Source organism: Erwinia tracheiphila (assembly GCF_021365465.1).
Classification (GTDB): domain Bacteria; phylum Pseudomonadota; class Gammaproteobacteria; order Enterobacterales; family Enterobacteriaceae; genus Erwinia; species Erwinia tracheiphila.
Genome location: NZ_CP089932.1, coordinates 358265 through 372394, shown reverse-complemented (window position 1 = coordinate 372394; position 14130 = coordinate 358265). Strand labels below are relative to the sequence as shown.

General features: G+C 48.8%; 12 protein-coding genes and 2 pseudogenes. 4 read left to right on the top strand and 10 right to left on the bottom strand.

What is annotated here, in order from left to right:
• Positions 1-11 precede the first annotated feature (11 nt).
• The 7 genes and pseudogenes from LU633_RS01850 to dnaB form a co-directional block, all read right to left on the bottom strand.
• Positions 12-618 (bottom strand): annotated as a pseudogene (locus LU633_RS01850) (YitT family protein).
• A 284-nt stretch (positions 619-902) separates the two neighbouring features.
• Entirely contained in the window at positions 903-1340 is a 438-nt protein-coding gene (tnpA, locus tag LU633_RS01845; RefSeq protein WP_046372172.1) for an IS200/IS605 family transposase, read from the bottom strand.
• Between the two features lie 169 nt (positions 1341-1509).
• Positions 1510-1915, bottom strand: a pseudogene (locus LU633_RS01840) (Lrp/AsnC family transcriptional regulator).
• 471 nt (positions 1916-2386) lie between these two features.
• Entirely contained in the window at positions 2387-4306 is a 1920-nt protein-coding gene (locus tag LU633_RS01835; protein WP_020322992.1) for a S8 family serine peptidase, read from the bottom strand.
• A gap of 151 nt (positions 4307-4457) precedes the next feature.
• Positions 4458-4958, bottom strand: a complete 501-nt coding sequence (locus tag LU633_RS01830; protein WP_020322993.1) for an exochitinase — start codon at positions 4956-4958, stop codon at positions 4458-4460.
• 277 nt (positions 4959-5235) lie between these two features.
• Positions 5236-5933 (bottom strand): IS1 family transposase gene (locus LU633_RS01825; protein ID WP_233481983.1). Its coding sequence is split into 2 segments (ribosomal slippage): positions 5236-5684 and positions 5684-5933, totalling 699 coding nucleotides; the frame shifts between segments, so codons are not numbered across the junction.
• A 92-nt stretch (positions 5934-6025) separates the two neighbouring features.
• Positions 6026-7441 (bottom strand): replicative DNA helicase, encoded by a 1416-nt coding sequence (gene dnaB / locus LU633_RS01820; RefSeq protein ID WP_020322994.1) that lies wholly within the window; start codon positions 7439-7441, stop codon positions 6026-6028.
• A gap of 101 nt (positions 7442-7542) precedes the next feature.
• Between dnaB and LU633_RS01815 the strand changes: the two genes are divergently transcribed.
• Positions 7543-8523 carry a quinone oxidoreductase gene (locus tag LU633_RS01815; protein WP_020322995.1) on the top strand — a complete coding sequence of 327 codons (981 nt, stop codon included), beginning with the start codon at positions 7543-7545 and terminating at the stop codon, positions 8521-8523.
• Positions 8524-8766: 243 nt separating this feature from the next.
• On the opposite strand, the gene pspG is transcribed toward LU633_RS01815, so the two are convergent.
• From pspG to dusA, 3 genes are all read right to left on the bottom strand, one after another.
• Positions 8767-8979 carry an envelope stress response protein PspG gene (gene pspG / locus LU633_RS01810; RefSeq protein ID WP_040465462.1) on the bottom strand — a complete coding sequence of 71 codons (213 nt, stop codon included), beginning with the start codon at positions 8977-8979 and terminating at the stop codon, positions 8767-8769.
• Positions 8980-9697: 718 nt separating this feature from the next.
• Positions 9698-10395 (bottom strand): IS1 family transposase gene (locus tag LU633_RS01805; protein ID WP_233481982.1). Its coding sequence is split into 2 segments (ribosomal slippage): positions 9698-10134 and positions 10134-10395, totalling 699 coding nucleotides; the frame shifts between segments, so codons are not numbered across the junction.
• Positions 10396-11054: 659 nt separating this feature from the next.
• Positions 11055-12104, bottom strand: a complete 1050-nt coding sequence (gene dusA, locus LU633_RS01800) for a tRNA dihydrouridine(20/20a) synthase DusA (RefSeq protein WP_020322999.1) — start codon at positions 12102-12104, stop codon at positions 11055-11057.
• An 89-nt stretch (positions 12105-12193) separates the two neighbouring features.
• Between dusA and LU633_RS01795 the strand changes: the two genes are divergently transcribed.
• From LU633_RS01795 to LU633_RS01785, 3 genes are all read left to right on the top strand, one after another.
• The gene (locus LU633_RS01795; RefSeq protein WP_020323000.1) at positions 12194-13291 is read left to right on the top strand and encodes a tyrosine-type recombinase/integrase; all 1098 of its coding nucleotides are present in this window, start codon (positions 12194-12196) and stop codon (positions 13289-13291) included.
• Between the two features lie 65 nt (positions 13292-13356).
• Entirely contained in the window at positions 13357-13803 is a 447-nt protein-coding gene (locus LU633_RS01790; RefSeq protein ID WP_020323001.1) for an STM2901 family protein, read from the top strand.
• The gene (locus LU633_RS01785; protein WP_016191793.1) at positions 13797-14123 is read left to right on the top strand and encodes a DUF1493 family protein; all 327 of its coding nucleotides are present in this window, start codon (positions 13797-13799) and stop codon (positions 14121-14123) included. The genes LU633_RS01790 and LU633_RS01785 overlap by 7 nt, the downstream gene beginning before the upstream one ends.
• Positions 14124-14130: the final 7 nt, after the last annotated feature.

The following is a 14130-nucleotide window of genomic DNA, read 5'->3' as shown; positions in this document are numbered from 1 at the left end:
ACGTCCAGGAGTCAGACGAAATAACGACCAGGGTGGTGGCTCATGGCAATAATCAGGTTAAGGATGACGGCACCAACCATGGACGCAGCCGTCATCGGCACCACAAACAGCGAGGCCAGTACCACGCCGCTGTCAATGCCCATCTGTCACTTTCCAGCACGGATGCCGTAGCGATGCTGTAACCACAACGCCAGAATATTGATACCGTCCGGGCTGGCTTTGTACCGAAGCAATACTATAAACCCAATTCCCATTATCACGTTACCAAACAGCACGTCATAAAACAGATTCAGTGCAGAGAGGTGAATGAAAAATGGATGTAAATGTTTGAACAAAGAAACCAGACCTACAAAGCAGCATGTTTTCAGGGTGAAAACCCGGCCCATCTGGCGAACGGCAAGCCAGTAAAATGGCAGGTTAACCGCAAAAAACGCCCCGCCAAAAGAAACGTGAGTCAGATAACTCAGCAAAAAAGCAATGCCTGCCGTGCTGTCCGTTATCCCTCCCGCGCTTTTCAGCAGCATAGCGCCAAAGGAGACCAGTAGCGTGCCGAGTACTAATCGCCAGCGCGTCTTCAACCAGGGTATGGGGAATTCGGGCAGGTATGATGTTGTCCATAATGTTGATTATCAGAGAAATGATACGCACATCTCCACAAAAATCGCTCCAGTCTGGCTCACCTCTGGCAAAAAGTCATGGCGATGACGTTAAGGCATTGAAAATCGGTTGCTTTAATAATTATTAAACGCATTCAATCCGCCATAAATAGCCATTTATTGCACTATTAGCCACTGTCACTCACAAATCATGTGCATATCGCAGTAAAAAACCACCTGCATAGCAGGTGGCATTGATTTCGCCCCACAGGGGCGCACTAAGTCCAGACTCAGAGAGCCTTCCCTTCACACTTCTTTCAGTGGAAGCTGGCTCTCTTCAACTTCATGTTTTTCCTGATACTTCACGTACTTTATTATCATTTCTTCGTTTATACCTACGGTATCGACACAATAACTTCTTGCCCAAAAATCATTCCCCCACTGCTTGTTCTTACGCAGGCAGGGAAATTTACTGAACAATCGAAGGGCTGTTTTACCCTTTAAGTCGCCTGTTACATGGGAAATCGAAAGCCGTGGAGGCACTTTTACCCGCAAATGGACATGGTCTGTCTGGACATTCAGCTCCACTACTTCTATCCCGGACTGCTCACCTGAGATCCTTATCGGCTTACAGACCTCTTTACCAACATTGTTCCTGAGAATGCGAAACCGGTACCTGGGTGTCCATACGATATGATATTGACAACACCAGTGCACATGAGATGCTTTCTGGAATCTGCTCATGGTTAAATCCCTGGCAGTTATGGGGATAACAGATTCGGATTTTCCCATGAGTAGCATGACTGGCAGAGCCAGCTTATTGCCACCACCTCCACAGGAGGTGGTGTTCATACAGGGATAAAACGCACCTCTCTGACGCAACATCGCACCAGTGAGGTGCAGACCAGTTTGTTCAGACCGGAATCATCACGCCGTTTTCTTTCAGCCGCGCCAGCCCTACTGAGGTTTTAACATGAAAAACGCTTTGATGGTCTGCTACCAGCTGGCTGATCAGCGCACTCAGCGCCGTTAAATCGGCGACAGCAACTTTTAACAAATAATCGGCATCGCCGGTGGTCTTAATAAGCGTCAACGATGGCGGGCTGTTCCGTTACCATTCGGTGAAAGCTCTCAACATAATCGGCAGTGTGGTTAATTAAGCGAACTTCGATCAGACCAATCATTCCCAGGCCAACGGCATCAGGTGACAGCCTGGCGTGATAGCCAAGAATAAGGCTGGCCTGTTCAAGGGCAATGCGCCGTCGCGAGCATTGCGAAGCGGAGAACCCAACAAAATCGCTTAACTCCTGATCGGTCAGTCAGCCATTACTCTCCAGCAGCGTCAGTATGTTAAGATCGTGATCGTCGATCTGAGTCATTATTTATCCGCCAGCAAATCAGAATATCTGGTCGGACAGATAACCGCAGATTTTGCTACCTTGTCCAACACTATTTGGCGGACAGGGGCGCATGCCGTCGAATGCGTGTCTGACAGCGGCGGTTAAACCGATGAGTGGTGAGGTTTGCAACCAATAAGCCCGGCAGGGTAGCCCCTACCGGGTGGGGAATATCTCAGTCTGGATGGCCAGATACGCGTCCTGGGCCTGTCATCATCGCTGGCAGCACCCGTGGCACTCTCCAGCACCGGCTCGACGCCTGCGACCACCATTTAGCCAGATAATGACCGCCCTGTAGCTGGCGCATTCTCCTCCCGTGCAGGGCCTGTGAGTAACCCAAAGAGGATAACGTGGTGCGCTGTCCTGATCCTGGCCTTCCTGTGCCAGCTCATCTTACGCATCTGACGTCGGCACAATCTTCAGCCCAATGGCGTCACCGCCATGAAAAGCACCGCTGATATTGACCGAAATCTGTCCAAGAGTTTCACGAGTGACCTCAGGGAAACGCACCAGAGTCCGCTGTTCAGTCGGCGTGCTCAAGGTTTCCCTTGACGTTGTCAGCCAGCGATAGTGAATACCATTTTGATCCACGCCCGAGGGTAGCAGAGCAGTAAAGGCCAGTTCGCTGCCCGCCACCGCAGTGATTCTCATCTGGGCAACCGGCAGGATATGTTCACCCTCCTGCACCTCATCAGCGCCAAGCGTTTCATCAAGCCATGCAAAGGCTCTCATGATGTCAGGTTGGTACCCCACGCCATCAGAAACACCTTGTGAGCGCCCGGTACGCGCTATTAATTGTCGCATTTCCAGACAATCAAGGTACACACCATATTTGCGCTTGGCATAGGACTGGATCAGTGCCAGAGCGCCCGTCAGCAGCGGCGTAGCACTGGAGGTGCCGTTAAATGTGGCGGTGTAATTGTGATTATTTCCGGGCAGCGTTTGTAAACCGTCATATCCCGTCGTTGTAACATTATGCCCCCAGGCACAAATTGATGAATTGGCATTATTGTAGTTGGAGAAGGCAAGACGTCGCCCGGTGGTACTGGACACCGCACCAGACAGCAACACACCATTATCGCCATAGTCCGGCATCAAACCCGCATCAGGACTGAGATCGTTCCCGCCGTTCCCGGCAGACATCACAACCGTGACCCCCCGGTGAGACAACACATTGATTCGATCCCAAATATTTTTATAGTAACTCCAGGGCAGCAAACGTCCATCCACATTCACCTGAATATTAAGACCCACGATATCTCCCGGCTGGGCATCGCGCACAATCAGGTCAAGATTGCCCGTGTCATAAAAATGCAGCTGGCAGCCATGAGCGATGCCCGTTACGCCAAACGCATTATTTTTAGCGACAATGCAGCCTGCAGAAGCAGTACCATGATTGCAATCCTGGCTTTCATCGCGGCTGGTGACAACATTGATATTGCCCTGCAAATCTTCATGATTGCGATAGACACCGAAATCAAGCAGGCGAACGGTGGCAAAACGGCCAGTTTCTCCCGAGAGCCATGCCTCGCGCACATTCAGGCCAGGTGCACTATTAAGGTAGGTTTGTCGGGGCGTGAAATCAGGTGTGCCAACACTACTGCCTGCACCGACGCGCGCAACATCCTGTGTGAGGCGCGGTGCTGCAATCTCTTCAGCCTGTTCAGGTGGAGGAAGATCGCGCGTATCCGGATTCAGGCTGCAGGCTTCAACGTAGTCCAGTGTTTCCAGTTCATGAGCAATCAGCTTTAATTCGCCAAAGTGGCCGCTGGCAATCAGCTGGTATAAATTGACAAGACGAGGGCTATCACTATCAGGAAAAACAGCAGTGATAGCATTTCGGTTAGCAATGGCAACTTCTGCTAAATGCTGTTTTTTGAATGCCGAGAACAATGGAAGCCGCCTGTCGTCCTCATTGTAAAACTGCGCCGGACCACCTTCCAGAAACTGAATTTCAAGAAAATAATTGCTGATATTGTCACAGGCAGATGAGATATCTTTAATTTTGCTGGTTTCAGGGAGGGTCGTCCCCTGTTTTAATCGGCGTGACTGGGCCGGAATATTCAGCTTGCGGGTAAAAGTCCGTGGCCGATCACCGCTATCCATAATTTCTGCTTTCAGCTCAAAAATACCTGCAACCTGGTCTGAAAATTTAACGGATATATCAGCGCTCTGGACACTTTGTTGTACGACCAGGACATCATCACGAAAAAGGGAGTAGATCACACCGCTAACTGGCAACGTGGAATGTAGCCTGGCATAAATACAACCATCGAATTGCAGGCTACGATAAACCTCAAGAAAATCACTCATTATATTCACCTTGATATAAAATACTTTACTCATGAATAGACATTCATAAATGAAAATCGGGAGAAGAAATAAATCCTCTCCGCAATATCAATAACAGGAAACGTTATAAAGATATATTATTGATACTAATTTGCGGATTAATATTATCAAATCAAATTTTTATCCAGGGCAGGGAATTACCTGTAGCAGGCCCGGTGGTATTCGGCAATCCAGGTTCAACACCCGTAGCAATCCACCATTTGGCCTGATAATTTCCGCCATTGTGGCTGACCCGACTTTGCCCTGGGTATGTTGAGGTACGATTCCACAAAGGATAGTCAGGCTGGTTATTTCCGCTGCCGCCATTCACCGGTAATACGCACACAGGCCAGGAGCTCCGGGCGATATCACCGCGGCCATTCGTGACGGTGAGTGTGATATCCACCCTTGTCACTGTCGTCACTTCCGGCATCAGGATCGACGTTTCTACTTCATTTGGTGCGCTCACCGTCGCCCCTGAACTGGCATGCCAGTGATAGCGTAGAGAATAGTGAGTGGAGCTGGAGGGCTGAACCGCACTGAGCGTTACACGACTGCCAGCAGAGATTTCCAGCGCAATAGTGGCAGACTGAACCCCGGACGATATAGCGTGCTTAACATCATCGCCATTCATAAAAAAACCTCTCGTCAGTTGAATTTATCTTTATGCAATGAGGATGTTTTCCTCAAGGCACGGTAAAAAACCCTGTGAATCAGAACGAGGAAAATATTGCGCAGGAAGAGGAGTAAGATGAAATTAAAAAAAATAAAAAATTAAAAAAAAATAACAATAATGACTCCAGCACGGATTTTATTATTGTTATTAACCTGTATTTACGTAATGAAATTCCATATTATTGCAGACGCTTTCCAGCAGTTATTTACTGCCGGAAGAGGGTGGTGACGCAGATTTATTGATAATGATGAAGAGTAAGATACCAACCGATGATCTTATCGTGCATTTCCTCTGACTTCGAAAAGCAAATTGTTCTGCGGGTCAGTCGTTTGATATGTGTGCGAAGATTAAGATTATGTCGTTCTGTCCGTTGGGTATATTTCTTGCTCACCACGTGGCTTGTTGCACTTAACAGAACTTTATAAACCGGCCAGGCATCTGTCATATAAAAGGCAATGTTAAATTTGCTTAACAGGGCCAGCAATCGTCGCAGGGTCGGGGCATTTCTCGGGCCGAAGACGTGGGCCAGAGCACGTTTGCGGATACGGTCATAAGCATAGAACAACCACCGGGGATTGCTTTTACACCGCACGTAAGACCATTGTTCATCGGTTTCACAGCAGATAACAACCTCCGTTTCGGGGTCGATATTCTCAGCTACCTGCTTTGGCGAAATTTTTTTACGTGCCGCAGAACCGTATTGAGGCTGATACCGGGGACCCGTGCGGTATCGCGACATCCGGAACCATTCATGGCCATATTAACAATGGTCTGGTGTGTGTCTGGTTTGGCACCAGAGTAGCTAAAATTGAGCTGAAAGGTCTTTGAACAATGCTTGCAGATGTAACGTTGGGCACCGGATGCTGAATGTCCGTTACATCGTACAGCATGAGTTTCATTGCACTGAGGGCAGACGACATCAACTTTAGCCATATGTTACATCCAAAGCGCAAAGCATACGTTATCAGCAAGTCTGCGTCACGACCTCGGAAGAGCATATTTAAAAAGAGAATGAATAAAAATAATTATTCATTGTCATATTGTGGCCCGGCATAATTATCGAAACGCGACCACTGACCGTTAAATGTCAGGCGCACCGTGCCGATAGGGCCGTTACGCTGTTTACCCAGGATAATTTCCGCAATGCCTTTCAAATCGCTGTTTTCATGATAAACCTCATCACGATAGATAAACATAATCAGGTCAGCATCCTGTTCGATAGAGCCGGATTCACGCAAATCCGAGTTGACGGGACGTTTATCCGCTCGCTGCTCAAGGGAGCGGTTAAGCTGTGATAGCGCCACTACCGGCACCTGTAGTTCTTTCGCCAGCGCCTTAAGAGAACGAGAAATTTCTGCAATCTCCAGCGTACGGTTATCGGATAGCGAGGGCACCCGCATCAATTGCAGATAGTCGATCATAATCAGGCTCAGACCGCCATGCTCACGGAAAACTCGCCGCGCACGGGAACGCACTTCCGTCGGCGTCAGACCAGAAGAATCATCGATAAACATATTCTTTTTTTCCAGCAAAATGCCCATGGTGCTGGAGATCCTCGCCCAGTCTTCATCATCGAGCTGGCCGGTACGAATGCGGGTTTGATCAACGCGTGACAGCGAAGCCAGCATACGCATCATAAGTTGCTCACCGGGCATCTCCAGACTAAAGATCAGTACCGGTTTATCCTGCAGCATCGCTGCGTTTTCACAAAGATTCATTGCAAAGGTGGTTTTACCCATCGACGGACGCGCGGCCACGATGATCAGATCGGATCGCTGCAAACCCGCGGTCTTTTTATTCAGATCCTGATAGCCGGTATCAACCCCGGTGACGCCATCGTGCGGCGTCTGATAGAGCGATTCAATCCTCGAGATGGTTGCTTCAAGGATCTGATCGACGCTTTTCGGCCCTTCATCTTTGCTTGCGCGATTTTCAGCAATCTGAAACACCCGTGATTCAGCCAGATCGAGCAGATCTTCACTGGTACGGCCCTGCGGATCGTAACCCGCATCGGCGATCTCATTCGCAACCGCGATCATTTCCCGCACCACCGCACGTTCACGCACAATGTCTGCATAGGCACCGATATTAGCTGCACTTGGCGTATTTTTAGATAACTCAGCCAGATAGGCAAAGCCGCCCACCATGCTTAGTTCACCTTTAGTTTCCATTGATTCCGAAAGGGTAATCAGGTCAATAGGCTTGCTTTGCTCCAGCAGGCGCTGCATTTCACTGAAAATTATTCTGTGAGGGCGGCTAAAAAAATCCTGAGCCACTACGCGTTCAGAGACGTTATCCCAGCGTTCATTATCCAGCATCAGCCCGCCCAACACAGATTGCTCCGCTTCCAAAGAATGGGGCGGCAATTTCAGTCCATCCATTTGTCGGTCAACCAACCCACGACTTTCAGCGGATTTGTTGGAGGGTTTATTTCCTGCCATAGTGATGAGATACCAAAAAATCTGAGGGGAAAGGTGCGCAAGTATACCCGTTTGGCCACCTTACGTCCTTACTCAATGACATGCAATCAACAGGAGTGACCATGGCAAAACGAATTCAAATTAGCCAGCACGGCGGCCCGGAAGTCATGCAGGTGACTGATGTAGTAATCCCTGAACCGGCCGCGGGAGAAGTGATTGTCGAAAACAAGGCGATTGGTATTAATTATATCGATACCTATATGCGCAGCGGATTGTATCCGTCGACCTTACCTTGCGGATTAGGCACAGAAGCGGCAGGCGTGGTGAAAAGCATCGGTGAGGGCGTAACCGCGGTCAAGGTCGGCGATCGCGTAGCCTACGCCCAGTCAGCGCCCGGTGCCTACAGCGAATATCATGCGGTGCACAGTGATAAGCTGGTACTGCTCCCCGATGCGATTTCCTTTGAACAGGCGGCAGCGTCGTTTCTGAAAGGGTTGACCGTTTATTATCTATTCCAGCAGACCTATGTCGTTCAGCCAGAGGAAATTTTTCTGTTTCAGGCCGCCGCAGGCGGTGTGGGGCTGATTGCCTGCCAGTGGGCCAAAGCCCTGGGTGCACATTTGATCGGTACGGTCGGCTCCGCTGAAAAAGCAGAGCGGGCAAAGCAGGCAGGAGCCTGGGCTACCATTAATTATCGCGAAGAAAACGTGGCCCAGCGCGTGAGTGAGCTGACCCAGGGTAAAAAAGTGCGGGTGGTTTATGACTCCGTGGGCAAAGAAACCTGGGAAGCATCACTGGACTGCCTGCAACGCCGTGGTTTGATGGTCAGTTTTGGCAATGCTTCTGGCCCGGTTAGCGGCGTCAATCTGGGCATTCTCAATCAGAAGGGGTCGCTGTATGTGACACGTCCTTCACTCAACGGCTATATCACCACGCACGATGCATTAATCAGCGCCAGCAATGCGCTTTTCTCACTGATTGCCAGCGGGGCAATCCGGGTTGATGTGCCGGAACAGCAGAAGTTTGCCTTGAGTGACGTGCAGCAGGCGCATAAAACGCTGGAGAGCCGCGCAACGCAGGGATCGAGTTTGTTGATTCCATGAGGATAAAATAAAAAAGGGCTTCCCGCAGGAAGCCCTTTTTTATTTTTGTTGTAGGTGCTGTTTGTAGGGTCAGCGGCTATGAATTCTTTATAAATTCAATGAAGGCATCATCGCAGAATTCCTAAGTAAAAAATATGTTTAATTTAAAAGGCTATCTGAACACTTTTCGAGGTGTACCTGGTAGTATGCCACGCAGGCAAAGTTATTATTGCCTATTGAAATTAATATAAATTATTAACTTTATCACCTTGACTTTTTCCTCTGATAGTGACGGTAAACTCCCACCAACACTACCGCTAACAATAAATATGGAAATATTTTAATAACAAAAGTAAGCATGCCGCCCACCACCATGAGTGCTGTCGCCACAATTAACGCCGCGATGATGGCTGGCAGCGTAATGCCCATCAGTAACAACATCGCAAAAAAAACCATAACAAACAGGAATTCCATCAGGGTGCTCCTTTATCAGATGTGACAAAGGTATTACAAAATACGTGCCAGAAAGATAAACAATCTAACTTTATGATATGTAGAGATATTGGAAAAGCTCAGGAAACAGTGGTGATGATATTCACCACTTAATAGTGTAATATTATTACTCTGAATCACAGCCGGGTTAATCTATCCTGCTCGCCCGACCAGAAGAACTGGCACAACGCCTCCTGCTAAAAATTACAAGGCTATTTACGTTCATATAACGGCATATCGGCTCTCAGCGCGAGACGACGCCCTGTGGACACTGAACCCATGCAAGCTTCCTGAAGGCTCAGACCCCGAAATTTTGTCACCGCTGCTTAAGCCCAACTAAGATAACCCTTATCGTCAGCGCCATACATTTTCTTTTACCCAAAATAAAGGTGAGATGCGTGTATACCAGGTTAATACCGAAAGAAAACGTGTGTTAATGAATTGCGAAAATTAACACAGGGTTAAATGGCCGCGTGGCCTGAAAGGGATTTTGTCATATTCTGTTCTGTCAAAATCCCGCACGGTTTGAAACAATCGTCATCGTAGGGAAAAGTTCGGATTAAAACTGCTTCCTAGCTGCTTGTTATATATGCCATTTCCTGATATCAGAATAAAAAATTTATTTTCTCGCCTGTACCTTCTAAATTTTGCCTGGCATAATTTCATACGCAGTAGCGGTAGGGAAATTGGTCGTGACGCAGATTTATTGATAATGATGAAGAGTAAGATACCAACCGATGATCTTATCGTGCATTTCCCCTGACTTCGAAAAGCAAATTGTTCTGCGGGTCAGTCGTTTGATATGTGTGCGAAGATTAAGATTATGTCGTTCTGTCCGTTGGGTATATTTCTTGCTCACCACGTGGCTTGTTGCACTTAACAGAACTTTATAAACCAGCCAGGCATCTGTCATATAAAAGGCAATGTTAAATTTGCTTAACAGGGCCAGCAATCGTCGCAGGGTCGGGGCATTTCTCGGGCCGAAGACGTGGGCCAGAGCACGTTTGCGGATACGGTCATAAGCATAGAACAACCACCGGGGATTGCTTTTACACCGCACGTAAGACCATTGTTCACCGGCTTCACAGCAGATAACAACCTCCGTTTCGGGGTCGATATTCTCAGCTACCTGCTTTGGCGAAATTTTTTTAAGTGCCGCAGAACCGTATTGAGGCTGATACCGAGAACCCGTGCGGTATCGCGACATCCGTAACCATTCATGACCATATTAACAATGGTCTGGTGTGTGTCTGGTTTGGCACCGGAGTAACTAAATTTGAGCTGAAAGGTCTTTGAACAATGCTTGCAGATGTAACGTTGGGCACCGGATGCTGAATGTCCGTTACATCGTACAGCATGAGTTTCATTGCACTGAGGGCAGACGACATCAACTTTAGCCATATGTTACATCCAAAGCGCAAAGCATACGTGATCAGCAAGTCTGCGTCACGACCAAGTTTACCATCATTTATACCAGAACAATATGGAAATGCTTTACTTTATCGTTGCGCCCAAAATTGACAGGGCAATAATAAACTCTTCAGGATTGCACGATGAAGAAAGAATGATTTATATAATACACTGCCTGACAAATTAATCTGGAAAAATTTAATTTCCGATTAAGCAAGCAGAGTTGGGGTGGCGGTAGTGCCACCCATCGAACTAATATACCCGCAATACATTAATTTAATCATCTTTTCCATCAGCCACAGGAGATATCAGGTCAATTGTGCCAGTTAATACAGGCTTGATATCAATGGTACAGAGAGTGTATTTAAACAGAAGTTTACGATTTTGCGCTATGGCTGACAGCTATTACAGATACCCGGCAATCACCCAGACGACAAGTTCCTACGGAAAGGCTTTCGCGGGTCAGCTTAACCCGGGCGTCCATGCGCCTGGGCATCAATCCCTTAACATGTGAGACAGGAAACCCCGAAGTGCCGAAATTTCCTGCCACAGCGTTTCCCCTCTTAAATGCTGTCACTTCAATGCAGAGGGTGCTTAAGCACCATTGGATAGTGAAAATATGGCAATCCTGCGTAGTTCGCCACCATCAGCTACGCGCCAGCAGGCATTTTGCCGGCAACCAAAGCCAGCGCCTGTTCCAGCGTGTCGATGCCCGCTCCCGGCTTATGGGCATTTTCGCTCAAATAGCGTCGCCACTGCCGGGCACAGGGGATGCCCTGAAACAGCCCCAGCATATGACGCGTGATGTGACCAAGCCGGGTCCCCTGTGCCAGTTCATATTCGATGTAAGGATACATCGCACGCACCACCGAGACGGGATCCGCAGGTGGCAAAGTGCATCCAAACAGCTCACGGTCGACATTCGCCAGCAGGCTCGGGTTTTGATACGCCTCACGGCCCATCATGACGCCATCCACATGCTGTAAGTGAAGTCTGGCCTCCGCCAGTGACTTAACGCCACCGTTGATTGACATGGTTAAATGCGGAAAATCTTTTTTCAGCTGATAAACACGTGCGTAATCCAGCGGGGGAATTTCGCGGTTTTCTTTCGGACTCAGGCCAGAAAGCCAGGCTTTACGTGCGTGGATAATAAATGTCTTACAGCCGCCTTTTTCAGAAACCTGACGGATAAAGTCACACAGAAATTCGTAGCTGTCCTGTTCGTCAATCCCTATGCGGGTTTTCACCGTCACAGGGATGGTGACTTTCTCACGCATTGCTTTAATACCGTCAGCAACCAACGCGGCCTCGCCCATCAGGCAGGCACCAAAACGCCCGTTCTGTACCCGGTCAGAAGGGCAGCCAACATTAAGGTTAATTTCATTATATCCACGTGCCTCTGCCCGCGCCGCACATTCGGCCAGTGCCGCTGGCTCAAAGCCACCCAGCTGCAGGGCAACCGGTTGCTCTTTTCGGTTCCAGGCCAGATAGTCCCCTTTGCCATGAATAATCGCACCTGTCGTCACCATTTCAGTGTACAGCAGTGCGTGGTGCGTCAGCTGACGATGAAAATAACGACAGTGGCGGTCAGTCCAGTCGATCATCGGTGCAACGCTGAATCGTGAAGGGCTGTATTTTGGCGCTGTGTCGCTGTTTTCGCTGGTTTGGTGCAGGTTGGAAGATTCTTTATTTTCGTGCATTTTTTGTCTTTATGTCGTATTTTTTCTTTATCAGCACCCCCAACAGCACCCCATGAATCAGGGGTGCTGAATGAAGGTAAAGGAAAAGCATGGCCTACTATAGCATAGAAAAACGTCAACGCGCCGATGGGACTTTGCGCTACCGCTGTACAGTGGGCGTAAAAGAAGGCGGGAAATACATCTACAGGGAGAACCGGACATTCAGCAAACAGGCTCATGCCAAAACGTGGGGTGCTGGCAGGGTTGCTGAACTGGAAACAAATGGGGTGCCGACCGCCAACGATTTAAACAAAATGACGGTGGGCGACCTGCTTAAGCGCTACATCAGTGATCCCAACCTCGGCGGCAAAGCTGGCCGCACAAAACGTTATGTACTGGATATGTTGCTGGACTGCGACATAGCCGGAATCCCACTTACAGACCTCTCAACCAGCCACGTTATTGAGCACTGCCGCCAGCGAAACGGCGCAGGTGCGGGCCCTTCCACAGTTAACCACGATGTGAGTTACCTCTCTTCAGTTATCGCGGCCGCCAAGCCCGTCTACGGTATCGACTACACAACTAACCCCGCAACAGATGCAAGACCGTTATTGCTCCGGATGGGGCTGATCGGCAAATCCAGAAGGCGCAGCCGCCGCCCGGTAAGCGACGAGTTAGACAGATTGCTGACAGGGCTGGAAGCCAGGAGCGATCATGTCGCGGCAAAAATACCCTTCGTTGATATCCTGAACTTTTCAATCCTGAGCTGTATGAGGGTGGGCGAAGTGTGCAAAATTCGCTGGGAGGACGTGGACGAAAGGCAAAAGGCCGTACTGGTCAGAGACAGAAAAGATCCGCGCAAAAAATCAGGCAATCACATGCTGGTCCCACTGTTGGGAGAAGCCTGGCACATCGTGCAGCGCCAGCCCAAAACCAGCGAGTTAATTTTCCCCTATAACTCCCGCTCCGTAACGGCGGGTTTTCAACGAGTCAGGAATGCCTTGGGCATTGAAGACTTGCGTTACCACGATCTGCGCCGCGAAGGAGCCAGCCGCCTGTTTGAAGCGGGATTCAGCATAGAAGAAGTGGCCCAGGTTACCGGCCATAGATCGTTAAACGTTCTGTGGCAGGTTTACACAGAACTGTACCCGAAGTCACTGCATGACAAATTTAACGCGGGTTTAATTGACATGAAGTTAAAAAACTGAGCTTGTAATCATCTGCATGTTTGTCCTAGATTGTCCTGAATGTATACAGAACAGGGATGAAAACGATGGACACAGTTGAAGAGCTCAACAACACTTATTTCTATAAAGGCGTGTGCAATCTTTCGGCGGGAGAATTATTCTTCTGGGTTTTCCTCGATGCGGTAGACGAGCAGCTTGGCGTAAGTGACATTGTGGCCGCAGCAAGCATTATTCTGGGGCAACCCACCCGCCCAACACGGGGTAAGTTCGCCGGAGCGACCAAGGGAACTTCCATTGCATCAGAAGCAGCTCGCCGTTATCTCAACATTGAACTGCCATTTCGCCTACCCACATTCACGAATGCGAGCCTCAGAACACTTCGGCCTAAGTTTGTAAATAATCTTGGCGCTTTTGTCGGTCGCGCCGTTCCTGTTGTTGGGTGGGTTATCGCATCCTCCGACGTGGCTGCAATAGCATTCCATGCCACAGTGAACTACAACCGGATAGCCAGAGGGGATGATAAATTATGGTGACGGATAATGATGTCCTTGATTTTTTCAGGAAAGAATTACCCCTGGTGACGACACTGTCATTAAAGAAAATCCCGCTTAATAAGGACGACACTCTACAGGAATACGCGGAAGTCGAAGACCTGGCAGAAACCATCAATAAATACTCAGATAAGTATAACGTCGACGTATCCGCGCTAAACATTGAGAACTATTATCCCTGGTCGATCCCCTGGTTTTTCCGTAGCTGGTTCACGAAAGAACCGGTTAAACAAATCAAGAAACCACTTACAGTTACTATGTTCGCAGAGTCCGCCAAAGCAGGACGCTGGCTTTATGACTGATAGTGAT